Annotated in this window: 25 protein-coding genes; 16 read left to right on the top strand and 9 right to left on the bottom strand. The window is 48.9% G+C overall.

Translation table 11 applies throughout. The features are described from left to right. Nucleotides 1–9 precede the first annotated feature (9 nt). On the top strand, nt 10–2,067 hold the full coding sequence (locus P6910_RS16390; protein ID WP_317142347.1) for a hypothetical protein: 2,058 nt from the start codon (nt 10–12) through the stop codon (nt 2,065–2,067). 82 nt (nt 2,068–2,149) lie between these two features. Here P6910_RS16390 and P6910_RS16385 read toward each other — a convergent pair whose 3' ends face one another. Both P6910_RS16385 and arsC read right to left on the bottom strand, forming a co-directional pair. Continuing rightward, a complete protein-coding gene (locus tag P6910_RS16385) occupies nt 2,150–2,515 on the bottom strand; it encodes a DUF2069 domain-containing protein (protein WP_317142346.1) in 366 nt (121 codons plus the stop codon). A gap of 2 nt (nt 2,516–2,517) precedes the next feature. After that, nucleotides 2,518–2,862: an arsenate reductase (glutaredoxin) gene (gene arsC, locus P6910_RS16380; RefSeq protein ID WP_317142345.1), complete on the bottom strand. Its 345-nt coding sequence runs from the start codon at nt 2,860–2,862 to the stop codon at nt 2,518–2,520. Nucleotides 2,863–3,180: 318 nt separating this feature from the next. Here arsC and P6910_RS16375 point away from each other — a divergent pair, with 318 nt between their 5' ends. From P6910_RS16375 to P6910_RS16360, 4 genes are all read left to right on the top strand, one after another. Next, entirely contained in the window at nt 3,181–3,756 is a 576-nt protein-coding gene (locus P6910_RS16375; RefSeq protein WP_317142344.1) for a DUF4136 domain-containing protein, read from the top strand. Nucleotides 3,757–3,826: 70 nt separating this feature from the next. After that, on the top strand, nt 3,827–5,083 hold the full coding sequence (locus P6910_RS16370) for a YihY family inner membrane protein (RefSeq protein WP_317142343.1): 1,257 nt from the start codon (nt 3,827–3,829) through the stop codon (nt 5,081–5,083). 380 nt (nt 5,084–5,463) lie between these two features. Beyond that, nucleotides 5,464–5,862: a TlpA disulfide reductase family protein gene (locus P6910_RS16365; RefSeq protein WP_317142342.1), complete on the top strand. Its 399-nt coding sequence runs from the start codon at nt 5,464–5,466 to the stop codon at nt 5,860–5,862. Next, nucleotides 5,855–6,127, top strand: a complete 273-nt coding sequence (locus tag P6910_RS16360) for an acylphosphatase (RefSeq protein ID WP_317142341.1) — start codon at nt 5,855–5,857, stop codon at nt 6,125–6,127. Before P6910_RS16365 ends, P6910_RS16360 begins: the two co-directional genes overlap by 8 nt. Nucleotides 6,128–6,158: 31 nt before the next feature. Here P6910_RS16360 and P6910_RS16355 read toward each other — a convergent pair whose 3' ends face one another. Continuing rightward, entirely contained in the window at nt 6,159–6,695 is a 537-nt protein-coding gene (locus P6910_RS16355; RefSeq protein WP_317142340.1) for a lytic transglycosylase domain-containing protein, read from the bottom strand. 67 nt (nt 6,696–6,762) lie between these two features. After that, the gene (locus tag P6910_RS16350) at nt 6,763–8,478 is read right to left on the bottom strand and encodes a proline--tRNA ligase (RefSeq protein WP_317142339.1); all 1,716 of its coding nucleotides are present in this window, start codon (nt 8,476–8,478) and stop codon (nt 6,763–6,765) included. 158 nt (nt 8,479–8,636) lie between these two features. On the opposite strand from P6910_RS16350, the gene P6910_RS16345 reads away from it, so the two are divergent. Both P6910_RS16345 and P6910_RS16340 read left to right on the top strand, forming a co-directional pair. After that, the gene (locus tag P6910_RS16345; RefSeq protein WP_317142338.1) at nt 8,637–9,053 is read left to right on the top strand and encodes an HIT domain-containing protein; all 417 of its coding nucleotides are present in this window, start codon (nt 8,637–8,639) and stop codon (nt 9,051–9,053) included. After that, entirely contained in the window at nt 9,050–9,268 is a 219-nt protein-coding gene (locus tag P6910_RS16340; protein ID WP_317142337.1) for a SlyX family protein, read from the top strand. Before P6910_RS16345 ends, P6910_RS16340 begins: the two co-directional genes overlap by 4 nt. 59 nt (nt 9,269–9,327) lie before the next feature. Here P6910_RS16340 and P6910_RS16335 read toward each other — a convergent pair whose 3' ends face one another. Then, nucleotides 9,328–9,861, bottom strand: a complete 534-nt coding sequence (locus P6910_RS16335) for a cold shock domain-containing protein (RefSeq protein WP_317142336.1) — start codon at nt 9,859–9,861, stop codon at nt 9,328–9,330. Between the two features lie 592 nt (nt 9,862–10,453). Between P6910_RS16335 and P6910_RS16330 the strand changes: the two genes are divergently transcribed. Beyond that, entirely contained in the window at nt 10,454–10,795 is a 342-nt protein-coding gene (locus tag P6910_RS16330; protein ID WP_317142335.1) for an HU family DNA-binding protein, read from the top strand. Between the two features lie 203 nt (nt 10,796–10,998). Here the strand turns inward: P6910_RS16330 and P6910_RS16325 are convergent, their stop codons facing one another. Further along, on the bottom strand, nt 10,999–12,222 hold the full coding sequence (locus tag P6910_RS16325; RefSeq protein WP_317142334.1) for an OprD family outer membrane porin: 1,224 nt from the start codon (nt 12,220–12,222) through the stop codon (nt 10,999–11,001). Between the two features lie 687 nt (nt 12,223–12,909). On the opposite strand from P6910_RS16325, the gene P6910_RS16320 reads away from it, so the two are divergent. From P6910_RS16320 to P6910_RS16300, 5 genes are all read left to right on the top strand, one after another. Beyond that, the gene (locus P6910_RS16320; RefSeq protein WP_317142333.1) at nt 12,910–13,395 is read left to right on the top strand and encodes a SycD/LcrH family type III secretion system chaperone; all 486 of its coding nucleotides are present in this window, start codon (nt 12,910–12,912) and stop codon (nt 13,393–13,395) included. Between the two features lie 2 nt (nt 13,396–13,397). Continuing rightward, the gene (locus P6910_RS16315) at nt 13,398–14,894 is read left to right on the top strand and encodes a hypothetical protein (RefSeq protein ID WP_317142332.1); all 1,497 of its coding nucleotides are present in this window, start codon (nt 13,398–13,400) and stop codon (nt 14,892–14,894) included. 178 nt (nt 14,895–15,072) lie between these two features. Beyond that, nucleotides 15,073–15,333: a zinc ribbon domain-containing protein gene (locus tag P6910_RS16310; RefSeq protein ID WP_317142331.1), complete on the top strand. Its 261-nt coding sequence runs from the start codon at nt 15,073–15,075 to the stop codon at nt 15,331–15,333. 120 nt (nt 15,334–15,453) lie between these two features. Next, a complete protein-coding gene (gene aspS, locus P6910_RS16305; protein ID WP_317142330.1) occupies nt 15,454–17,235 on the top strand; it encodes an aspartate--tRNA ligase in 1,782 nt (593 codons plus the stop codon). A 98-nt stretch (nt 17,236–17,333) separates the two neighbouring features. Continuing rightward, nucleotides 17,334–18,080, top strand: coding sequence for a YebC/PmpR family DNA-binding transcriptional regulator (locus tag P6910_RS16300; protein ID WP_317142329.1), 747 nt, complete (start codon nt 17,334–17,336; stop codon nt 18,078–18,080). Here the strand turns inward: P6910_RS16300 and P6910_RS16295 are convergent. Beyond that, a complete protein-coding gene (locus P6910_RS16295) occupies nt 18,077–18,262 on the bottom strand; it encodes a hypothetical protein (protein WP_317142328.1) in 186 nt (61 codons plus the stop codon). The genes P6910_RS16300 and P6910_RS16295 overlap by 4 nt on opposite strands. Nucleotides 18,263–18,604: 342 nt before the next feature. Between P6910_RS16295 and ruvC the strand changes: the two genes are divergently transcribed. After that, the gene (ruvC, locus tag P6910_RS16290; RefSeq protein WP_317142327.1) at nt 18,605–19,132 is read left to right on the top strand and encodes a crossover junction endodeoxyribonuclease RuvC; all 528 of its coding nucleotides are present in this window, start codon (nt 18,605–18,607) and stop codon (nt 19,130–19,132) included. A gap of 288 nt (nt 19,133–19,420) precedes the next feature. Here ruvC and P6910_RS16285 read toward each other — a convergent pair whose 3' ends face one another. Then, nucleotides 19,421–19,966: a hypothetical protein gene (locus tag P6910_RS16285; protein WP_317142326.1), complete on the bottom strand. Its 546-nt coding sequence runs from the start codon at nt 19,964–19,966 to the stop codon at nt 19,421–19,423. Nucleotides 19,967–20,104: 138 nt separating this feature from the next. Here P6910_RS16285 and ruvA point away from each other — a divergent pair, with 138 nt between their 5' ends. Beyond that, nucleotides 20,105–20,716 (top strand): Holliday junction branch migration protein RuvA, encoded by a 612-nt coding sequence (gene ruvA, locus P6910_RS16280; protein WP_317142325.1) that lies wholly within the window; start codon nt 20,105–20,107, stop codon nt 20,714–20,716. 53 nt (nt 20,717–20,769) lie between these two features. Here ruvA and rarD read toward each other — a convergent pair whose 3' ends face one another. Further along, a complete protein-coding gene (gene rarD, locus P6910_RS16275; RefSeq protein ID WP_317142324.1) occupies nt 20,770–21,645 on the bottom strand; it encodes an EamA family transporter RarD in 876 nt (291 codons plus the stop codon). Nucleotides 21,646–21,871: 226 nt separating this feature from the next. Between rarD and ruvB the strand changes: the two genes are divergently transcribed. Next, complete coding sequence (gene ruvB / locus P6910_RS16270) at nt 21,872–22,882, top strand: Holliday junction branch migration DNA helicase RuvB (protein WP_317142323.1); 1,011 nt, start codon at nt 21,872–21,874, stop codon at nt 22,880–22,882. Nucleotides 22,883–22,889 lie beyond the last annotated feature (7 nt).

The following is a 22,889-nucleotide window of genomic DNA, read 5'->3' as shown; positions in this document are numbered from 1 at the left end:
AGAAGTAGTATGCAAACCCAGAAGCCGGCTATCCGGTTTGTGCTCTTTGTCGTAGTTATTCTGGCCATTCTGCTGTTTCTGATTTCAGTGATGCTAATGGTTCCTGGTCGATACACAGACCAGCTGCTCCAGCAAATAGAAAATCAAACCGGGGTTGAAGTCCTTTCTGTTGAGAAAGAGTATTCTTTCTTATCCGGTAAATTCCTGCTCACCAGGCCGGAACTCAGAATCTCGCCCGGAATTACTCTTAAGTCAGAATCTATGGCTGTCAATGTCGCCTGGACTTCCCTTTGGAAAGAAACCATTGAGCTGGATCGAATCGATTTTAAAAAGCCCGGGATCTTTATTGATCTGGCGATCATCGGTCAGAAACCACCCATGCCCAACCTTTATCAATTTCTCAGGGAAACGGAGCAGTTTGTCTTCGAAGACGGATCGATGAAGGTAGTGAACACCGAACAGACCGGTTCCAGTAAAGTGGTCAGTATTGATTTCAGTAAAATGGAGCTGAAAACCCATCGGCCTGATCAGATCGATGTTGAAGTAGTTAGGGAGTCAAGTCACATAAAGTGGTCACTGGGCGGTATTATTGATTTAAAGAAACTGGCACTGTCTGGTCAGTTATCCATTGATGAGCTACCACTGGCTGATGTTGTCAGTCAGAACTTTCTTAAATGTTCAAATTGCTCGCTGGAAGGCCGTCTTTCGACAGACTTGTCTGTTGAATGGTCCGGGGATCAGGGGGTTGAGCTGACTGGCACGGCCAAAGTGCTGGATGGTGAATATCATGATTTGAGCTCCGGTCTTGAGTTGAGCTGGAAAGAATTATTTGCAGAGGGTTTTCAATTCAGATGCCGGAAAGGTTCTGTCGAAGACCTTTCTTTCAGGGGCGGCTTGTTGACGGTCAAAGGCAGTCCTTTGGAGCAAATTGCAAAAACGCTTAATCGTTCATTACCCACTGATGGCTCTGTACCATTTACGCTTAAGAATATCGAATTCAATGGCGCTATTCAGTCATCTCAAAAGCAGAATCGAAAACTGTTCAGTAACAGTCGGGTGGAGCTGGCAGTGATGAGTCCAGAACAGTACACCTTTCAGCTCGCTGGACAATGGCTTGAGCGTGTTCCAGTCTCTCTGAAAGGCAGCGTCGATCTGAAGAATGCGGTAACCTCCAGACTTAACGTTACTGCAAGGGATGTGGATTTATCTTTGCTGCCTGTTTCAGAGCGGTCTGTTGCCGGATATGATCTGGCCGGAAGTCGTGTAAACCTGAATCTTGTTTCTTCTGCAGGAGGAGGCAGCAAGGGCAAGCTGACTTTTTCAAAGCTTGTAGGCAGACCTGTCGAGCCCGAGCTGGATATCAATCATGTGAAAGCTTTGATGGCTAACCCGCAGTCCATTATTTCCATAGACGTTACAGACCGTGATGGATTGTCGCCGCAAGTCGCGGCAGGAACAGCTACGCGGGAGGCTTGGGAAAGTGTGCTGGAACAGCCCCTGCAGTACCTTTCCAACCAGGCCGGTATCAAGCCAATATTATCCGGTGATATACAGATGCCGTCGGGTAAGGCTGTGTTGACAGAATACGACAAAACACAATTGAAGGGCTGGGGTCGAGTGCTCAGAATAAGGCCTGAACTTGGTCTGTCTCTGAAAGCGGTAGCCAGCAAGAATCAAGATTGGCCCAGTCTCTCCAGGGCAGAGCTTGAGTCCAATCTGGCTGAACTCTATTCGGCCATCCATCAAACAAAGCCGGGAGAAGTGAAAGAAATTCCGGCCGACGTCAGAGGGCATTTGATTGAGCAAATGTATCTCAGGGCTCACAATCGAACATTACCCGAAGTGGGTGATGCCAGTCAGAGCAAACGTATCAAAGAAGCGGAGCAATGGTTGTTGGTAAACTGGCCTGCGAATCAGGAAAAAATGAATAAGCTGGCCACTGATCGTCTTAATCTGGTTTATGATTTTCTTCGGAGTGAAGGTGTCAGCGAGAAACGTATCATCAGCAGTCCACCCTCAACGGTAGAACAGGCCGGGTCAGCCATCGAAGTTCAGTTGTCCTATTAAGATCGTTTGACGAAAAAAGCTCTTGCCAATGCAGGAGCTTTTTTTGAGAAGAAAAGGGTTGATCTGTCCAGGGAAGGTTCAGTCACCGGGGCAGGTTGTTTAATTGTCCCTGCCAGCGGGTAAACATCATGGCGGATACAAACAGTGCACTGCTGAATGCGGTAATCAGCCAACCATGTATGGAGTCTCTGATAAACCAGGCATCAAGCACACCGCTGATAAAGTAAAAGCAGAGAATGAAGCATAACCAGGCCGATGCCCTTGGCTGTCGCCTGATCAACCCGTAAAGAGGTAGCAACAGTGGAACAATGGTGAAAGACGCAATCATCCATGCCGAGTTTTGAGGTGGGTGCAGCCAGAGCACTTTTGCGATCTGCGAAGCTAGCAGGCAGAAGTAGAGTAGCAGGCTCAATCGGTAGCTTAGCCTGGCTTTTTGATTCAGGTCCACGATTAAAGGATCTCCAGAACGGATTCCGGCGGGCGACCGACACGCGCCTGACCGTTGCTCACGACGATGGGTCTTTCAATTATTTTGGGGTGGGCAATCATTTTTGCTATTTGCTGCTGTTCTGAAAGTTCCTGACCTTTGATATGGTCCTTGTACTCCTGTTCGCCCTTGCGCATCAGTTCTTCGGGGCTCTTACCGAGCTGTTTCAGAATGTCAGTCAAAGCGGCTTCGCTGGGCGGGGTGTCCAGGTAAAGCACTACGTCAGGGTTGATGCCTTTTTCTTCGATCAGGGCCAAAGTCTGTCTGGACTTTGAGCAGCGGGGGTTATGGTAAATCGTAACGCTCATATTGCTTTGCTCTCGAACTATTTTCGCAATGGGCAGTTGTTTCGACAGGCTGGAGCCTGAAGTCATACTGCTATTTCTGTGATGGGAAGATTATCGTTGAATGGGTTTTGGTGCAATTGAAGTCATGTAGCCCGCAAATATTCTGTAAATTCACACACTTCTAACCGGGTCAACCGTATAATTCTACAGGGATACTGCCAGAGCAGGCTGGATCGGCTTGGGTGATGGATCAATTAGTCGCATGGGCTGCTGTAATTAAGTCTGGCTGGTGGACACAGATCTAACAATAAACTTTCTTCCCAACAGGCAGGTATTGATATGTACAAGCTTAAACAGTTGCTGATTGTGCTTGTTGCCATTGCAGTGACTGGCTGTTCCAGTCAGAGACTCGACTGGGACTACAACAATACCCCTGCTGCCACTCAATCGATGAAAGACTGGAAAACCTATGCATGGTTGAACAAACCGGAGGACAACAAAAAGGTCGAGGGATATCACATTGATGGTTTGACGCAGATGCGAATCCGGGCTGCTATTAACAGAGATCTCCAGGCCAGAGGGTATCGAGAGGTGAGCAAAGATGACCGTCCGGATTTTCTGGTTAATTATCTAACCATGACCCGTACCCACAGGGAGCTGAACCAAATTTCTACCTCTATGGGCTATGGCATGGGCTTACGGGGAATGGGTGCTACGACAGAAACCCGGGTGAGAGACTATCAGGAAGGTTCGCTCCTCATCGATTTTGTGAATCCGGAAAGTCAGCAGCTGGAATGGCGAGGACGCTTCACTTCCAAAGTGATATACAGTGCCACACCCGAAGAGCGGAGTGAAAAGATCAATGCCGCGGTTGAGGGCATATTGAATGGCTTTCCTCCGGGGCATAAGAACTGATACGCTTCTCTGAGCTGGAGCCTGGCTGAAAATCTTCGCGTCAGGCTCTTTTCAATATCAGGGATTCGCTATGCCAGGCTCGCTTTTTTCCAGTTCTACACAGGCTCAATATGTTCAATGGCTCCGTGCCTATCTTCTGTCTGTCTCTGATACTTTCTTTAAGCACCGTTGCCTCAATAACGCCGCTGCGCTGACGTATACGACACTGTTTGCTGTAGTGCCAATGATGACGGTTACCTATAGCATGTTATCGGCTATTCCCTCTTTCCAGGGGGTAGGCGAGATGGTACAGAGTTTTATATTCAGTCACTTTGTTCCGACAGCGGGTGAACAGATCCAGTCTTACCTTTCCAGTTTTTCCCAGCAGGCACGCAAGTTGACTGGAGTGGGTGTTGCTTTTCTGGTGGTCACGGCATTTATGATGCTCAGAACCATTGATGGTGCTATTAATCAGATCTGGCAGGTAGACAGGGTTCGCCGGGGAATTGTCGGCTTCCTGCTCTACTGGGCGATTCTTAGCATGGGGCCCTTCCTGCTCGGTGTTGGTTTTGTGCTGACGTCTTATCTGGCATCCCTGAAACTGATAGCTGATACTACTGCCTATCTTGGGGTTGATCAGTGGCTGTTACGGTTAACTCCCATTCTGTTGAGCAGCATTGTTTTCACTTTGCTCTATATGGCTGTACCCAATCGACGTGTACCTTTTCGTCACGCTTTCACGGGGGCGCTGATCGTAGCTTTTTTGCTTGAGCTGGCAAAGAATGGCTTTGCTCTGTTTATTACTCTGTCGCCGTCGTATCAATTGATCTATGGCGCTTTTGCGGCCGTTCCCGTATTCCTGCTTTGGATTTATTTAAGTTGGATACTGGTTCTTTTTGGTGCGGTACTGGTCAGGAGTTTTGCTTTATCCAACCAGACTCGGAATGAGGCGCTTCCACCTTTGTTAGGCGTTCTGGTGGTCCTGAACGGATTTAATGAGCAGTTTCAAAAAGGGTTGAGTTTCAAGCTCGAGCAGCTGCACCAGGCAGGATGGAATCTCTCTCTTGAAGATTGGGAGCTTTACACCAGCCACCTGCTGGAGGAGGGGGTGGTCAGTAAAAATGATCTGGGAGAAATGATACTGGCCAGGGATCTTAGACATCTGGGGCTCAATAACCTTTGCCAGCAACTCCCCTGGTCTTACCCTTCGGATCAGCAGCTGGATTCTGTTGTCACTCTGGATAAGCCCGGATGGTATGTTCAAATGGTAGATCGTCTGAAACAGTTGAATGAACAGCAGCGGGCTGTACTCGATTGCCATCTTGATGACCTCTTTACTGAATTCTGAAAATACTGACCTCAGTCAAAAGATGATTTAATGAGTGTGATCGGTTAATGAAAGGAGTTACAGTCGCTCGCTGGAAGCACTGGAATTCGGGCAGGCCCCGGGGAAAGTGGCAACGGCATGATAATCTCATCGTTTATTCAGTTCGAAAGCCGGTCTTTGTTCAGGCCGGTTTTTTTTGTATTGAGTGACAGACAGAGAGGGTTTTCTACTCCATGCTCTAAAGCATAATTTCAACAGGCTTCGGGGCGACTTTATGAAGTATTCCAACTAGAATCAGAACAAACTCGTTACAGGATCTAAGGGTAATGCGATTATTTTTTTTTCGATTCTTTTCATTGTTACTGACCGCTCTATTTCTGTCTGCCTGCTCGAAACCTGACTTGACAGATACTCAGGGAAAAGGCGTATTTCTCAAGGATGATAAAGGTCGGTGGACCGTTATAAACATCTGGGCCCAGTGGTGTGGTCCCTGTCGTGAAGAGATCCCGGAGCTGAATGCCCTGGCCAGTGACGGAAAAATTCGGATTCTCGGGTATGATTTTGATGACAGTCAGGGAAAAGAACTGATAAAAAAAGCCAGAAATATGGGTATTCGGTTTCCTGTTGTTACCCAGAGTCCTATGGTGTTGCTGGAGACCAGAGACCCCCAGGTACTGCCTGCGACCATGATTGTTAATCCTAAGGGAAAACTGATAGAAGTATTGTATGGACCTCAGACAAAGGAAAGTCTGGAAGACAGCGTTCGGGTATTAATGAACAAGGTTGATGAAAATGGCTAATCAATGCAGGCGTGCAATGGTTGATGGGAAAGTGCAGGGCGTCTGGTTCCGTGGCTCAACCCAGCAGGAAGCCAGAAAACTGGGGATTACCGGGTGGGCAAAAAATTTACCAGACGGAAGAGTTGAAGTTTTAATGTGCGGTGAAGAGCAAGAGTTGGACAGGTTGGAAGCCTGGTTGCATAAAGGTCCTCCCATGGCTCGAGTGACTGGTGTCAGTGTTTCCGTGGAGTCGGAACAGGAATTTTCCGAGTTTACTACTGGGTAATCAGTTGATGGCTAGGGCTCTGAAGTCCTTCTCAGTCATTACGCCAGTGGCGATCCCAGTTTTTATACACTCGCTCCGGATACCATGTTTTGCCAAGACTGCCATTGTAACGGGCCAGTGCCCGGGTCAGGTTGCCTTTTTCCTTTTCCAGGTAATAACTGAGAATATGGCTGCCGTATTTCAGATTGGTCTCTACGTCGGTCAGGTTATCCTGTGGGCGGCCAATGACGTCTTTCCAGAACGGCATAACCTGCATCAGACCTTGGGCTCCGGCAGAAGAAACAGCAAATCGGTCAAAAGAGGATTCTGTTTGAATTAATGCCAGCACCAGTTCGGGGGAGAGTTTAGCGGCAGTGGCTTTTTTGTGAATTTTTTTGAGCAACTCCAGACGCTTTCGCTGACTCTGATGTTTCATGAATGGCTTTAGTCGGCTGGACATATCGACCAGCCAGACTTCTGCCTCGAAACGATCTGAAAAACTCTCGGTGGTACTGAGAGCCTCTTCAAGATAGATTCGCAGCCCTTCATCTACTTTCTGCTGACTCCAACCGGTTGTCGGAGTTAGCAAAAGTGCGAGGGTGAAACCTGTAATCAGGCTATTTTTATTATAAAACGACGGCCGTTTGATAAACTGTTCAGGCCAGACGTTCCTTAAGAAAGTCCGAAATTTCACTGAGTGCCACGTCTTCGCGATCTGCTGCCCTGCGATATTTGTATTCTACCTGACCGTTCTGCAACCCTCTATCACTCAGGACCACCCGGTGTGGAATACCGATCAGTTCCATGTCGGCAAACTTGACGCCCGGACTGGCTTTACGATCATCCAGAAGGACGTCGTAGCCCGCTTCAGTCAGTTCCTTATAGAGGTTCTCGGCGGCTTCCCGGACGGCTTCAGACTTCTCAATCTTCAGACCAACAATGGCGATCTGGAAAGGCGCAATGCTTTCGGGCCAGATGATTCCGCGATCGTCATGATTTTGCTCAATGGCGGCTGCGACGACACGGGAAACCCCCAGCCCGTAGCAACCCATCGCCATAGTCACGGCTTTTCCGTTTTCATCCAGAACGGTAGCCTTCATGGACTCAGAGTATTTAGTACCCAGCTGGAAAATATGACCTACTTCGATACCGCGCTTGATTTCCAGGGTGCCTCTGCCGCAAGGGCTGGGATCACCTTCTACAATATTTCTCACATCGGCGATACGATCGAAAGATGCGTCTCTTTCCCAGTTGATACCAAATTGATGTTTACCATCTATGTTGGCTCCTGCACCGAAGTCAGACATGACCGCAACCGAGCGATCAACTATGCAAGGGATTTTGATGCCTACAGGGCCCAAAGAGCCGGGCCCTGCTCCCATGATGGAGTTGATCTCTTCTTCTGTCGCAAAACGCAGAGGTGTTGCAACTTCCGACAGTTTTTCCGCTTTTATTTCATTCAGCTCATGATCACCACGAACTATCAGGGCAACGAAGTCCGCATCTGATTCTTCGGCTGCTGCAACAATCAGGGTCTTGACTGTCTTCTCAATGGGTAGGTCAAATTGTTCAACCAGATCGGCAATAGTTTTTGCTTCGGGGGTATCAACCAGACGCATTTCTTCAGAGGGAGCTGCTCTCTGGTGAGCAGGTGCCAGGGCTTCTGCTTTTTCAATGTTGGCTGCGTATTCACTCTGGTCACTGAAGACGATGGCGTCCTCTCCAGATTCGGCCAGAACGTGAATTTCGTGTGAGGCGCTGCCACCGATGGAGCCCGTATCCGCTTCTACGGCCCTGAAATTCAGACCCAGGCGGGTAAAGATACGGTTGTAGGTGTCGTGCATGTTTTCGTATTCAAGACCGAGGCTTTCATCATTGGAATGGAATGAATAGGCGTCTTTCATAATGAACTCTCGACCACGCATCAGACCAAAGCGGGGACGGATTTCATCACGGAATTTGGTTTGGATCTGGTACAGATTCATGGGCAGCTGTTTGTAGCTGCTGATAGTGTCACGAACCATATCGGTGATGACTTCTTCATGAGTAGGGCCAATGACGAAGTCGCGCTGATGACGGTCTTTAAACCTGAGCAGTTCGGGGCCAAATTGATCCCAGCGCCCGGTTTCCTGCCAGAGTTCAGCCGGTTGCACGGCAGGCAGCAGGACTTCCTGTGCGCCGGAGCGGTTCATCTCTTCACGAACAATGTTCTCTACCTTCTGGAGAACGCGCAGACCCATGGGCATCCAGCTGTAGAGACCAGATGCCAGTTTGCGGATCATGCCTGCTCGCAGCATCAGCTGGTGGCTGACGACGACGGCATCAGAAGGTGTTTCCTTGAGGGTGGAGATCAAGGATTGACTAGTACGCATGTGCTCAGTTATCCGATTATCAAAAACACAAAAACGGCATATTACTACGGTTGTGCAGAGACGTCATGGCTGCTGAGTGAATCACGGTCGAATTTCATCAGCAGGTTAGCTATAGTGCTGCAAATTATTACTGGCAACTCGGCTTAATCGGAGTAATTATGAGCGAATTTCAGCTGGATAACAGACTGGAGAAGGACTGCTTTGTCATGGGGGATCTGCCCCTTTGCCGGGTTTTGCTGATGAATGACAGTCAGTACCCCTGGTTTATTCTGGTGCCCAGAGTGGCAGGGGTTCATGAGGCTTTTCATCTTGATGAAGAGCAACAGCTGCAGCTGGCTTGTGAGTCGTCATTGACTGCTGCCATTCTGAATGATGTCTTTGAAGCAGATAAGATGAATGTGGCGGCTCTGGGTAATGTTGTTAAACAGTTACATGTTCATCATATTGTCCGTTATGAAAGTGATGTTGCCTGGCCAAACCCTGTTTGGGGCAGGTTGCCAGCCAAGCCATATGAGCAGGCGCAGGTCGGTGAGATCAAAAAGAAGCTGGAATCATTGTTCAGCTGCTTTGAATGAGTGGGGTGAATGAAATGAATGAGGAACTGATTGAGTTGCAGACCCAGCTCAGCTTTCAGGAAGATACCGTTGCCCAGCTCAACGAGGTGGTGACCCGTCAGCAGCAGGAAATTGATCGTTTGAAGCAGGAAATGATTCAGCTGAAAAAGCAATTAATGACTATGGCCAGCTCTCGGTTGGAAGAACAGAAGGAGAGTGCTCCTCCTCATTATTAATAAGGGTCACAAGCTTGAACGGGGCAGGACAGAGCCCCGTTCAGAAAAAAATATTGGCTTTAGCGGCCTTTGGGTGCAGCAATCACGTCTTCTGCCTGCAGTCCCTTGTCTTTTTCCACAACGATAAATTCTACCCTTTGCCCTTCAGACAGTGTCCGGTGACCCTCTCCACGTATCGTGCGGTAGTGGACGAAGACATCTTCACCACTGTCCCGGGTAATAAAGCCGAAGCCCTTTGAAACGTTGAACCATTTGACGGTGCCAGTCTCTCTGTCGGAATCTATGACTTCCATTGGGCTTGTGGGGTTAAAGGATTTCAGGTTGATCAGAACGTGCAGCAGGACGCCGGTGACAAGGAGCAGTGAAGATGGAATCTCAGGTGTCTGGTGAGAAAATATTGCCCAGCCACTAAGAGCAGTCGCTGCAATCAGCATGACTGAAGCCATTGCCTGCAAAAAGCATTTTTTGCCGCGATAGACTGTCAGATAGCAGCCAAGGCAGAGGTGAATCAGTGCGGCAGTAAGCAGCAGCATCGTAGCTGAGGCGATAGCCAGTGCGCCACCAAGCAGCACATTGAGGACAGACCCCTCCACAATTAATACTGCCAGTGAAAGGATGCCTAAGATCATGTGGATAAATTTAAGATGTTTCAAGTGCTGAGTCCTTTTGGTTGTTATGTGTGTGACTGTAAAAATATGCGGATTTCAGGCATTACTGCATTAAAAAGCGCCTTACCCCGGTAAAACATCAATAAAGCTCCCTGTTGCAAGCTCTCTATGAAGTGACTGCCTCCCGAAATTATGGGAATGCTTTGAAATCAGTAATGCGGTCAATTCAGCGCGCAAACAAACGGGCAACAAAAAGCCACAGCGTAACACTGCTGTAAGGATTAATGTAACGTCATTGTGCCTCTATCTCAAACTCTTTCTATGCCCCTTATATAGAGGGCTATGGCAATGCTTAAAAGGGTGTAAAAAAGACTACCACTGTAAAAAATCACTTGTTATAGTGATTTCAGATGTTTCAAAAGTCTGGTTTTGCAGGCTCTCTGAGGTTAGGGAAGTTGAATGTCCGATTTTTCGGACTTGCCTCGTGAAACATTAAATCAGCCTGGTGAAGTGGCAGATCACAATCCGCTGGTGCGGAAGGTAACCTACAGGGAAAATCCATCAGGAGAGTAATCGAATGGCAGCGAAGAAAGCCACAGCTATCAAGGATAAGTACAGTAAAACCCAGATTCTTGCTGATATTTCAGAGAGTACCGGTTTGAGTCGGAAAGAAGTGGGTGCTGTGCTGGAAGAGTTGGGAATACTGGTAGAGCGTCATATCAAGAAGCGGGGCTGTGGCGAGTTCACTCTTCCGGGACTGCTCAAGATCGTGACCAGGAAAAAACCTGCTCAGAAAGCCAAGAAAGGCGTACCTAACCCATTTAAGCCCGGCGAGTTAATGGATGTGCCCGCCAAACCGGCCAGTATACAGGTTAAGGTTCGTCCTTTGAAAAAGCTCAAGGAATACGCCGCTTCGTGATGACGCTGGTGTTGACTCGTTGAGCTCTTTTCGGCCCTTCAAGGGAGGCATTCAGCCTCCCTTTTTAGTATCTGAAGTATTTGTTTAGCAATGATTGCCTTTTGATGGGGTGCTGTTTAAGTCGGTTTGCTGCTTTCCTGAGGCAATAAAAAAAGCCCCCGCATAGCAGAGGCTTTGTAAGGTCGCTTCTTCTGATGGTTAGATCAGAACACAGCGACGTTGTACTTCAGGATGACACGTGTGTCGGTCTTGACAACATCGTCTGCACCTTTGGCTTCAACAGTATTATTTGCGTATCTCAGACGGGCGGTCAGACCCTCAACCTGAGGGATTGCATAATTGATGTCCAGGTTGTACTCAGTTTCGTCCTCAGACTTAACTTCACCCATGACGTAAATACCCTTGACGCTCAGACCGTCAACGATGCCTTCAAAGTCATAGCCTGCAGAGAAGCCCCAGGCTTTTTGACCGTTGCTGTTGAAGTCAGAGATCTGGATAGAGTTATAGCCAAAGTAACCGGTGTCATCGTCACCGCCAGCCCAACCAATTTTGTATGGACCTAAGTCTGTGCTTTCAACTTTGGTGTACGCAACACCAAAGTCAGCATGTCCCACACCGGCGGCCACTTTCAGTCCGTAAGTGTACTGGCTCTTGTCTCCAGTTGTTGGTTTGCTGTCGCCAGTGAGGTCGACTTGTCCATACTGACCAGCCACACCCACCTCAACACCTTCAACTTCAGTAGAGAAGCTGGCCTCACCCAGATATTTCTTGGCGTAGTTGCTTTGGCTGGCATAGTCGGCGCTCAATTCCAAACCGTTGCCAAAGTCATAGGCACCACCCAGTGTCATTACGGCTTCACTGTCGTCACCTACTTCGTAATCTTCAAAGCCCGACTCGGTCTTACCGTTGCCTTTCGTAATCCAGGCAGTGTGAGCAGACAAGCCGGATACAGTGATGTCTGCGTAAAAGCCTTCGCTCAGGCTTGGCAGAACACGGCTGTCAGAGTCGTTGACCAGAGGTGTGTCAAGGAACATGCGTCCGTATTTTGCAACACCCATGTCAGCAAGATTGAATTTGATTGCGTAGGATGTTTTGCCGTAGCTGTGGGAATCGCCGTCGCTATCCACTCTGAGCAAGCCAGGGTTGCCAACAAAACCGTCAATATCGGAAGCGCCAAGTTTCAGAGAGTAGTAACCACCCAGATCCAGTCCGACTATGTTCTGAAAGTAGCCAGAGGAGAAGTCAAGACGAACGCCTTGGGCCCACTGAGAGTTGGAGGAGTCGGTCGAGCCGTCATCCTTGGTTTTAGTTTGATAGAAGTTGCGCAACTCCAGATCCAGGCTTGATTCGTCCAGGAAGGCGTTAGCCTGAGCAGAGGTAGCCATAAAGATGGCAGCACTCAGTGCACTGATTTGTGCGAGTTTCATTAGTGTTCAGCTCCTTGCTGCATTCGATGTGTGTTCTAGCCCTGGTTTCAAAATCCTTGTAATGCTTGGACGGAATGTACTGCGAAACCTCCCCATAGGGCTAAGAGTGATTCTTATACAATCCTGAACAGGATGCAACAGGGTTTAGAAAAATCTCACATCATTTGTACAAGCGTTTAGCGGGGCCGCATCCATGCATGATAAAGCTATCCTGCAATCCCGCCCCTAAAGGCACCGACTGTGTAATCGAGTTTGAGGTGAATAACAGTCATGTCCTCTTACTCATGGACGTACCGGGGAACCGGACATGAACAGAGTCTTGCTCGATTCTGGCAACGCCTATGATATTTTCCAGACCTAATATGCCACAACTACCTCGACCAGCCGACTTGCCAGCTAAATGAATGCCACAACCACAACAGCACTCATCGTAGTTATAACGACAAGTTCCAAATGCATGGAGCTATGAAACTTGAAATTATCAGGCTCAGTCCTTTTTTGATTCAGTGTTTAGGCAATATGAATACTTGAGTAAAACAGCGATCTGATATTTTGCAAATTATCTTAATGAATAAATATTAATGCTTTTAATTTCTTTTTGTTGTTTTGACAGGATTAATGAATGAAAGGCAGAAAAAAATGAATGTTTATAATGAATTGAGATCATTTGTTTTTCAGGGATGAATTATGAACAGCTTGCAGCAAAATGCTGAAGCAGGAAAAGACCTTTGGCTGACTTATTTAAGACGGGGCGGAACGATACGTGAATTAAGAAGGCTGGATCAGGATCAGATGGAGGCCATCTATCAGCTTGGATTCAGTCATTTCAGTATTGGTCACTACGCGGAAGCTCTTAAAGTCTTTCGTTATCTGGCTCTTCTGGATCATCGCAGTTCTCGTTACTACCTGGGAATAGGGTTGGCTCTTCACCATCTAAATCAGGATGCAGCTGCAATACCCGCACTGAATTATGCTGAAAAGCTGGATGACAAAGATCCTCGTCCATCAATTTGTATGACAGAGTGCTTTATTCGGCTAAAAAATCGAAAGTTGGCGGTTAAAGCACTGTCAAATGCAGCGAAAATTCTGAAATCATCCAAAGGGTGGGAAGAAGAGCGGAAACAGGCCAAACAACTAAAACACTATCTAATAGAACCTTCAGGGAGGAAGTGACTATGAATCCAGTCGATCCCAATTCCGGAGTATCCCAGACCCCTGTGCAACAGAATGTGCAGGTATCTCAAACTCCTGCACAGGTACAGGTAAGTCAGGGGTTCAGTAACTCGAATTCGGTTTCCAACTCACAAAATAGTAATAGCGGTCAGGCGGTCAGTGTCAGTCCAGATCAGCCGGGCGTCTCCAATGCAGACAGTGATGATTTTCTCCAAAGAGCTTTTGATGCCAGGCTGGATGGCTTCAGGGCAGCAGTGCATGAGTTCAATCGTCGTTTCAATGCCCAGGATATCGATATTAATGACACCCAGTCACTCATTCTTATTGTTAAAGGGATGATCAGTGATACACAGGCTATGGTGAGTGCTGCTTCTATCGATCAGAATTTCAGCAATCGGGTCTATCAGCAGGGCAGGAGGGAGGATAGTGCAGTCACTGCCCTTAATCTGAGAGAAAATATTCGATCCAGAACCGAGGATTTAAAAGACATAGCGGCTCAGCGGGACGTCTATGCTGAACTTCTGATCAGCAAAAATCTTCATAAAACTCTGAAAGAGGCTGAATTGGCTAGTGCTCAGTCCAATCAAGCCGGTAACAATAGCAGTGGTGGTCAAATAAACCGGTTGATGAATGAAATTACAGCGCTCGAGTATCAAATTGCAGGTGTTGCCACAGAAATCAATGCTCTGAGCCAGCAGATGAAGACATTGGAAGTCAGTAATACTGCGGATCATGCTGCATTACTCAAAGCTAACAGACAGCTGAACACAGTGACGCCAGAGTTTGTGCGTGTTAACAGTCTGCTGGGGCGAATTCGTCAGCGGTTCGATCCTGCTGCTATGAAAACCGGTGAAGAAGGTGTGCAAGCCGTAAAAGAGCTCGAACAGAGGGCTCAGAAAGAGCAGGTAAGAGAGTCCAGAAGAAGGGGGCAGAACGAGGACGGAGTAAAGTCGCTGGATAAAGAGCACAGAGAAGGTGAAATCCGGTCAGAGGATGACCGGATTGAGCTTGAGGAGGGTGTTAATCAGTTCCTGGCCGCTGAGGATCTGGAGACTCTGCAACAGGTATTCTCTCCCTCTGACCCTGCAGAGCTGAGAAGTGCTGTTCAGGGCCTTGACGATAAACCTCAGGTAAGAAACTCTCCTGCAGCCGAAGAAGGGTTCGCTATTGCTCTGAACAGCGTCCCCTCAGAAAAGGCACTGGAGGATGCAGTCAACCCTGCAGAGGAGACTCACCGGGGTGATAATCTCAGTTTTGAAGGTGCAAGCAGTCCTCAGGTTTTTGCCCGCCTCTGGATGGAAGCAAAGCTGGAAGAAGGTCAGGAAACTCAGGATGTGAAAGAAGATCACCTCGATGAAGTGGCTGAGAATGTGGATGCTCAACGCAAGAGTGTTGCCGAGCATCTGCAGGATTTTGAGTCGATTCTACTGGAAGTCGCGGAGTCGTTGGAAAAGCAGCAGGAGGCAGCTGTTCAAATCAGTAAAAGTAATCGAGTTTGAGAGCAGCGGGGAGGGGTCTCCCTCCCTCGTCTTTCGGAGAGTCTGCAGAGTCATCGAAAATATCCCTGATCCCGTCTCTATTTCCTGATTATTGGTCTTGACACTATCTGGTGAAAATCAAGGGTTCAGGTATAATGCCCCAGTTCTGACAATGGCAAACAAAGGATAGACAGATTCAATGCCGATCTACGAATATCAGTGCGGAAGTTGCGGTGGTGTGCAGGAAGTGATTCAAGCGTTCAGTGATGCACCTCTGACTGACTGTGGTGTCTGTGGTGAGCCTGAGTTAAAAAAACTGTTAAGTGCCCCGGCCTTCAGGCTGAAAGGCGGTGGCTGGTACGAAACAGACTTCAAGAATGGCAATAAGAAGAATCTGTCCTCCAATGATCATCAGGGCCCTGCCAAGGGCTCGGGCGGCGCTGTAGCCGCCAGTGAGTAATTCGGTCATTTGAGCACTGAGGTTGTTTCACCCGGAGTGACTCAAAACCATAAATTCAGGCACAAAATTTCAGATGATTCTGTGCTGAACCTGAATAGCCCCCCAGTTTCGAGGTATGTTATGCGCAGCCATTATTGCGGCGAACTGAATCTCTCCCATGACGGGCATGAGGTTACCCTGTGTGGATGGGTACACCGCCGTCGCGACCATGGTGGTGTGATCTTCCTGGATATGCGTGACCGTGAAGGTATCGCCCAGGTTGTTATTGATCCTGACACCGAAGAGGCGTTTGCTCTCGCCGATAAAGCACGCAGTGAATACGTGCTGAAAATCACCGGATTTGTACGTCCCCGTCCCGAAGGCACTGTAAACACCAATATGGGTACCGGTGAGATTGAGGTCTTGGGTAAGCAGGTAGAAATCCTGAATGAAGCCCAGACACCGCCTTTCCAGGTCGAAGGCTACACCGATGTAGGTGAAGAAGTTCGTCTGAAAAACCGTGTTATTGATCTGCGTCGTCCGGAAATGCAGGAAAAAATGATCCTTCGCAGCAAGCTGACCAGTGCTGTTCGCAGCTTTATGGATGAGCAGGGTTATCTGGATGTTGAAACCCCCGTTTTGACGCGTGCGACCCCGGAAGGTGCCCGTGACTACCTGGTACCCAGTCGAACTCACGAAGGTAAGTTCTTTGCGCTGCCACAGTCTCCCCAGCTGTTCAAGCAAATGCTGATGGTGGCAGGCTTTGATCGTTACTATCAAATCGTAAAATGCTTCCGTGACGAAGATCTGCGTGCTGACCGCCAACCGGAATTTACTCAGATCGATATCGAAACCTCCTTCATGGACGAGTCCCGGATCATGGGTATGGCTGAAGAGCTGGTTAAAACCACTTTTAAAAAGGTGGGTGGTGTTGAGCTGGGCGAATTCCCGCACATGACTTTTGCACAAGCCATGAACCTTTATGGTTCTGACAAGCCAGACCTGCGTATTCCTCTGGAGCTGGTGGACGTTGCTGATCTGATGGCCGGAGTTGAATTCAAGGTCTTCAAAGGACCGGCTGAAGACCCGAAAGGACGCGTAGCTGCACTGAAAGTACCCGGTGGAGCTGAGCTTTCCCGTAAACAGATTGATGACTACACCCGGTTTGTCAGCATATACGGTGCCAAGGGTCTGGCCTGGATCAAGGTCAATGAAATCGAAAACGGCACAAACGGCCTTCAGTCTCCGATCATCAAGTTCCTGGGCGACGATGTCACCATGAAGATTATGGAGCGTCTGGACGCCAGGAATGGCGATATCGTCTTCTTTGGTGCGGACAAAGAAAAGGTGGTCAACGAAGCTCTGGGTGCATTGCGTTGTAAGATCGGTGCTGACCTGAATTTGTATACGAAAGAGTGGGCGCCACTCTGGGTTGTTGACTTTCCGATGTTTGAAGAAACAGACGGCGGCGAACTGACCGCACTGCACCATCCGTTCACAGCGCCAACGACCTCAGCTGAAGAGCTTGAAGCAAATCCTGCTGAAGCTCTGTCCCGTGCCTATGACATGGTTATCAACGGTTATGAAGTCGGTGGTGGTTCTGTTCGTATTCACAATCAGGAAATGCAGCAGACAGTATTTCGTATCCTGAAAATTGAGGAAGAAGAGCAGCAGGAAAAGTTTGGCTTCCTGCTGGACGCTCTGAAATACGGTGCGCCTCCCCACGGTGGTCTGGCGTTTGGTCTGGACCGTCTGGTTATGCTGCTGTGCGGTACCGATAATATTCGTGACGTTATTGCTTTCCCGAAAACTCAGTCCGCAGCCTGTCTGCTGACTCAGGCTCCGGGCGAAGTGGATGCTACCCAGCTGCGCGATCTGAATATCCGTATTCGTCGTGATCCGGCGTCTGCAACCAGTCACTGAGCGTCTGCGACCATTTCATAACGCGTCTGCGACCATTTTATAAATTGTTGAAGCCGGTTTTTACCGGCCTGTTCAAGAAGAGATAAAGGGTATTTTCTATGGCAGGTCATAGTAAATGGGCCAATATCAAACACCGTAAGGCGGCTCAGGACGCCAAGCGTGGCAAAATCTTCACCAAGATCATTCGTGAGCTGGTGGTAGCGGCCAAGCAGGGCGGTGGGAATATCGAGGATAACCCCAAGCTGCGTCAGGTGGTTGACAAGGCTCTGGGTGCCAACATGACCCGTGACACCATCAACAGAGCCATTGCTCGTGGTGCCGGTGGTGATGACGATTCCAACATGGAAGAAGTGACCTACGAAGGCTACGGTGCTGGCGGTATCGCGGTGTTGGTGGAATGTCTGACAGACAACCGTAACCGTACCGTTGCAGAAGTACGCCATGCTTTCTCTAAGCACGGTGGCAATCTGGGTACTGATGGTTCTGTAGCGTATCTTTTTGAGCGTAAGGGGCAGATCTTCTTCGAGCCGGGTCTTGATGAAGACACTGTCATGGAAGCTGCTCTGGAAGCCGGCGCCGAAGATGTCCTGACTAACGACGATGGTTCCATTGAAGTGGTCACTGAGTGGACTGAGTTCATGGCGGTAAAAGAAGCCATTGAAGCTGCAGGTCTGACACCAGCGGGCGGTGAAGTAGCAATGATCGCTTCTACCCGGACAGAACTGGATAAAGACGGTGCGGAAAAAATCATGAAGCTGGTGGATCGTCTCGAAGATTTGGACGACGTGCAAAATGTATACACTAACGCTGACATTCCTGCCGAAGTGATGGAGCAGCTGGACTAAGTTGTTCTATCGATCTGAAGAGCCTCGATAACGAAAGTGTCGGGGCTTTTTTGTTTCTGTTTCGGTGATACCATCCCGGCTGGAGCACCAGTGAATGCCCAGACATTGAAGCCTACCAGCAGCATAAACAATACAATAATGATGCCTGTGATAATCATTAATGTTTTTAACAGGTCGGACATTAATCGTTTCCGGATCATCTTGTGGAGTAAAACAGTCTTGAGCAAGAACAATGATCTTTGCGGGTCTCGCCACGAAAGTATTACCAGAGAAATACTAAGCTGCTTCTATCGTTACTCACAGGCAAGTTTGGTAATTCAGTGTTCTTGAATTGTAAGTTTCTGATACCCACCGGGACCGCTGGTATATTGTATGGGTGTACAGTATCCTTTTGACATAACCATGACTCCGAACCCTCGCCTGTCAGATTTTTTTGGCAGAGGCTGTCATACTTATTGACCCCGGGGGTACATCAAAACGCTGTCATTGAAAATAGCGACATCTGACTTGAGAATAAATTCTGAATGGCCATCCTGATGGGGATAGATCCGGGCTCAAGAATTACCGGCTATGGATTAATTGAAGAAGTAGGCAATAAAACGCATTATGTGGCGTCCGGCTGTATTCGCATCCGGGAAGCGCCCCTGCCTGAGCGGTTGCAGCAGATTTATGAAGGCATCAGCACTCTGATCGAACGTTACATCCCGCAGTCCGTCGGTGTAGAACAAGTCTTCATGTCCAGAAATGCTGATTCGGCACTAAAGCTGGGTCAGGCCAGGGCAGCGGCCATTGTGGCTGTGGTTAATCACAATATTGAGGTGTCGGAGTACTCTGCCCGACAGGTTAAGCAGGCTGTCGTTGGTAAAGGCTCTGCGGATAAGTACCAGGTAAAGCACATGGTGAAGTCGATCCTTGACTTGAATGATACCCCCCAGGCCGATGCTGCGGACGCTCTGGCGGTTGCTCTTTGTCATGCTCATACTCGCTCCAGTCTGGTCAGAATGGCAGGTGCTACAGGTACTCGACGTCGTCGTCTTACGGGGCAGTCATAGGAGGCTGACCGAGAATAGCGAGCTATTTGACGAACAAAAGCGGATTTTCAGACCAATGTGCTGTCGCCGTACGACTGCATGGATGCAGGAGCTAGAGCAACGCAGGAGCAGTTGCCGACGACTGCATGGATGCAGGAGCTAGAGCAACGCAGGAGCAGTTGCCGACGACTGCATGGATGCAGGAGCTAGAGCAACGCAGGAGCAGTTGCCGACGACTGCATGGATGCAGGAGCTAGAGCAACGCAGGAGCAGTTGCGGTGCAGGGCAGTCTATTCCCGGTCAGCCTCCTTAGTTTGGGTGGACACAAAGGTGAAAGGAAGCGATGCAAAACACCAGATCCAGAATCTGTTGTGGCGTGTAGATTTTCTTCAGTTCTTTCCAGTTCGCCGGACCTATGATCTGTTCTTTGTAGAGTTCTTCCGTGGTTTTCAGTAACAGGCGCTGGCGGTTGTCCCAGCCCGGTGCCAGATGACCACGAGAAACCATCTGTACATCACTGGCTTTCAGTCCCGTATCCAGAGCGCATTGAGCAATATCCGGGATAAGGTGTCGGGTATTGCAGAGGTAGGCACTTCGAAGAGCAACCAGAGCGCGATCTCTCATAGGAAGGCTGCTGTAGCCTTGTATATAACTGGTGAAACTGCGAGCAGGCTTATCAAGCTCAGGTGAGTTTGCCGGGCGTCCTGGGAAGTCTTTCTTCAACAAAGATTTCTGTGACCTGATGAAAGGGATAGGAATAGGGCCACCGGATACAGCTGGGTGGTATTCACTGGCCAGACCAGCCTCAGGCAGGATCTGCCAGAGCGATCCCAGGAATGTGCGAAGTTTCTTCAAAGGGGCAGCTCCTTCAGATCATTGAATTGAACTTCTCTTAGTGTTTAGAGAGGGACAATTCGCAGGAGTTCTTCGCACTCGGTGTATTGTTAGGCGTTCTGACCTTGTAGTCAGAAAATAAAAAATTTGGAAAACAAGATGATTGGAAGAATTCGGGGCCTTCTGGCTGACAAACAGCCCCCTCATTTGCTGATAGAGACCCATGGTATCGGGTATGAAGTGGAAGCTCCGATGTCGGTTTTTTATAAACTACCGGAAGTTGGTCAGGAGGTCGTGTTATATACCCACTTTGTGGTGCGGGAAGATGCCCAGCTCCTATACGGTTTTAGTAATCGTGATGAGCGGGAGTTGTTTAGAACTCTGATCAAGGTCAATGGGGTCGGCCCCAAGCTCGGACTGACCCTGTTGTCCGGTATAGAAGCTGATGCTTTTGTGCGCTGTGTGCAGGAGGGTGACAGTGCCACGCTGGTGAAGCTGCCAGGTGTGGGAAAGAAAACAGCCGAGCGGCTGATTGTTGAAATGAAAGATAAGCTGGATCGTTGGCAATCAGCGCCTCTGCTGGAAGGTAAGCCCCTGGTTGCCGGTGGCGAAATGGCAGCCGAAGCAAAAGATATTGAACAGGAAGCCGTCAGTGCACTGGTGGCCCTAGGTTATAAGCCCCAGGAAGCCGGCAAAGTCATCGGTAAGTTGCTCAAGGATGCTATGACCAGTGAAGAGCTGATTCGTCAGGCTCTGAAAAGTATGATCTGATAACACTGCGCATTATTTAAAAGGTGAGACGAGTGAGTCTCACCTGCTTGTCTTTAACGAATGAACTTCCTGACCGAGTCAACGCAGATGACTGCCGTTGCCAGCCAGATAAAGCTATAGCTGAGCCACTGCTGTAAGGTGAAGACTTCTCCGAGAACGGTAACAGCCACCACGAATATCAAAGCGGGCTCCAGGTAGCTCAACAGGCCAAACAAACTGACAGAAAGATGTCTGGAGGCGTTAATGTAACAGATCAGTGACAGGCTGCAGAGGAGTCCCAGACCTGGCAACAGATACCAAAGAGTGACGGAATGGGTCAGGTTTTGCATAAAACTCTGATCACTCATCAGTATGAAAATACCGGCCGGAAGGAACAACAGGTGCTCAAACAGCAGAGCTGGCAGGGTGTCGACCTGCAGAGGCTTACGGATGATGAAGTACACTGGGTAAAGTCCGGCCACTGCCAGACTGACCCAGGGTAACGAGTCCTGTTGCCAAATCATGGCAAGGACACCCAGTGACGCGGACCCCATGGCAAAGTAGTGAGCCTTGTGCAGTCTCTCGTTAAATACCAGCTTGCCGGTTAATGCCAGAGTGAGTGGCAGCAAAAAGTAACCAAGAGAAAGATCCCGGGTTTTGTCATTCATGGGACCCCAAACAAAAAGCCACCACTGAAAGCCAACAATCAATCCGCCCAGGGACAGCATCAGCACGGTTTTCCGGCAGAGAAAAACTGCCCTGAAGCCCCGCAGCCGGTCCAGGCGATAGCAGACCATTGTCAGGCAGAGAGCGCTGAAAATGATCCTGTTCCAGAACAGGGTATTTCCAGACAGCCCAATAAACTGCACATAAATGGGCACAAGCCCAAACATCACGGAGGCCATGACCGAGTTAGTCAGGCCTTTTCCAGAAACCAAATGTGTATTCATTCTGAGTACTTCCTTTAATCAGAATTTAAAACAAAGAGAGTATAGGAGTCCGATAACTCTGAAGTTTAAAAGGTAATGCACCCTCGGGCAGCCAAGTGCCCACAAGCGCTTTTTTTACGTTCAGAGTGCTTGGACGATTAAATGTAGCGTTTTGTTCCCAATGCTGGATTATTTTTTTAACAGACTGGAGATGGTACGCTGAGAGTAATGGTAGATGAGCTAGAACATGATTGAAGCAGATCGATTGATATCCTCTTCAGAACGTCCTTTGGAAGAGGTACTGGATCGGGCTATCCGCCCGGTAAAACTGGCTGATTATGTAGGACAGCCAAAAGTCAGGGAGCAGATGGAAATTTTTATCCAGGCTGCAAGACTTCGTAATGATGCCCTTGATCATACCCTTGTATTCGGGCCTCCGGGGCTGGGTAAAACCACGCTTTCCCACATCCTTGCCAATGAGATGGGTAGCAATATTCGAACGACTTCTGGCCCGGTGCTGGAAAAGGCAGGTGACCTTGCAGCTCTTCTGACCAACCTTGAGCCCAATGACATTCTGTTTATTGATGAAATTCACCGCCTCAGTCCGGTAGTGGAAGAAGTATTGTATCCGGCGATGGAAGATTATCAGCTGGACATCATGATCGGTGAAGGTCCTGCCGCACGGTCTATCAAGCTGGACCTGCCTCCCTTTACCCTGGTGGGAGCCACAACCAGGGCGGGTCTGCTGACGTCTCCGCTTCGGGATCGTTTTGGCATTGTGCAGAGGCTGGAGTTTTACAATATTGAGGACCTGACTCATATCGTAGAACGTTCTGCCGGAATTCTGGGGGTGGGGATTGATAAGGAAGGTGCAGGAGAGATAGCCCGACGCTCCAGGGGGACGCCCAGAATTGCCAACCGACTGCTGAGAAGGGTGCGTGATTTTGCTGAAGTTAAGGGTAATGGTGTGATCTACAAGGAGACTGCCGATGCCGCGTTGAATATGCTGGATGTCGATGCCAGCGGCTTTGATCATATGGACAGACGGCTGCTGTTAGCCATGATCGAAAAGTTTGATGGTGGGCCGGTCGGGGTAGACAGTCTGGCAGCTGCGATCAGTGAGGAGAGGGATACCATCGAAGATGTACTGGAGCCTTATCTTATTCAACAGGGCTATGTGATGAGAACCCCCAGAGGGCGGATGGTCACCAAACACGCATACCTGCATTTTGGGCTTGACTACCGGCAAGAAGAATAAGTCTTTC

Source organism: Endozoicomonas sp. 8E (genome assembly GCF_032883915.1).
Classification (GTDB): Bacteria; Pseudomonadota; Gammaproteobacteria; order Pseudomonadales; family Endozoicomonadaceae; genus Endozoicomonas_A.
Note: the sequence above shows the minus strand (reverse complement) of the source record. Positions and strands in the feature narration are given on the sequence as shown.

Bases quoted from the DNA above. Each gene is read 5' to 3' on its own strand.
- P6910_RS16390 (WP_317142347.1), top strand. From the start codon at position 10: ATGCAAACCCAGAAGCCGGCTATCCGGTTTGTGCTCTTTGTCGTAGTT.
- arsC (WP_317142345.1), bottom strand. From the start codon at position 2,862: ATGAGCGTTACGATTTACCATAACCCCCGCTGCTCAAAGTCCAGACAG.
- P6910_RS16375 (WP_317142344.1), top strand. From the start codon at position 3,181: ATGTACAAGCTTAAACAGTTGCTGATTGTGCTTGTTGCCATTGCAGTG.
- P6910_RS16370 (WP_317142343.1), top strand. From the start codon at position 3,827: ATGCCAGGCTCGCTTTTTTCCAGTTCTACACAGGCTCAATATGTTCAA.
- P6910_RS16360 (WP_317142341.1), top strand. From the start codon at position 5,855: ATGGCTAATCAATGCAGGCGTGCAATGGTTGATGGGAAAGTGCAGGGC.
- P6910_RS16350 (WP_317142339.1), bottom strand. From the start codon at position 8,478: ATGCGTACTAGTCAATCCTTGATCTCCACCCTCAAGGAAACACCTTCT.
- P6910_RS16345 (WP_317142338.1), top strand. From the start codon at position 8,637: ATGAGCGAATTTCAGCTGGATAACAGACTGGAGAAGGACTGCTTTGTC.
- P6910_RS16340 (WP_317142337.1), top strand. From the start codon at position 9,050: ATGAGTGGGGTGAATGAAATGAATGAGGAACTGATTGAGTTGCAGACC.
- P6910_RS16330 (WP_317142335.1), top strand. From the start codon at position 10,454: ATGGCAGCGAAGAAAGCCACAGCTATCAAGGATAAGTACAGTAAAACC.
- P6910_RS16325 (WP_317142334.1), bottom strand. From the start codon at position 12,222: ATGAAACTCGCACAAATCAGTGCACTGAGTGCTGCCATCTTTATGGCT.
- P6910_RS16320 (WP_317142333.1), top strand. From the start codon at position 12,910: ATGAACAGCTTGCAGCAAAATGCTGAAGCAGGAAAAGACCTTTGGCTG.
- P6910_RS16315 (WP_317142332.1), top strand. From the start codon at position 13,398: ATGAATCCAGTCGATCCCAATTCCGGAGTATCCCAGACCCCTGTGCAA.
- P6910_RS16310 (WP_317142331.1), top strand. From the start codon at position 15,073: ATGCCGATCTACGAATATCAGTGCGGAAGTTGCGGTGGTGTGCAGGAA.
- aspS (WP_317142330.1), top strand. From the start codon at position 15,454: ATGCGCAGCCATTATTGCGGCGAACTGAATCTCTCCCATGACGGGCAT.
- P6910_RS16300 (WP_317142329.1), top strand. From the start codon at position 17,334: ATGGCAGGTCATAGTAAATGGGCCAATATCAAACACCGTAAGGCGGCT.
- P6910_RS16295 (WP_317142328.1), bottom strand. From the start codon at position 18,262: ATGTCCGACCTGTTAAAAACATTAATGATTATCACAGGCATCATTATT.
- ruvC (WP_317142327.1), top strand. From the start codon at position 18,605: ATGGCCATCCTGATGGGGATAGATCCGGGCTCAAGAATTACCGGCTAT.
- ruvA (WP_317142325.1), top strand. From the start codon at position 20,105: ATGATTGGAAGAATTCGGGGCCTTCTGGCTGACAAACAGCCCCCTCAT.
- rarD (WP_317142324.1), bottom strand. From the start codon at position 21,645: ATGAATACACATTTGGTTTCTGGAAAAGGCCTGACTAACTCGGTCATG.
- ruvB (WP_317142323.1), top strand. From the start codon at position 21,872: ATGATTGAAGCAGATCGATTGATATCCTCTTCAGAACGTCCTTTGGAA.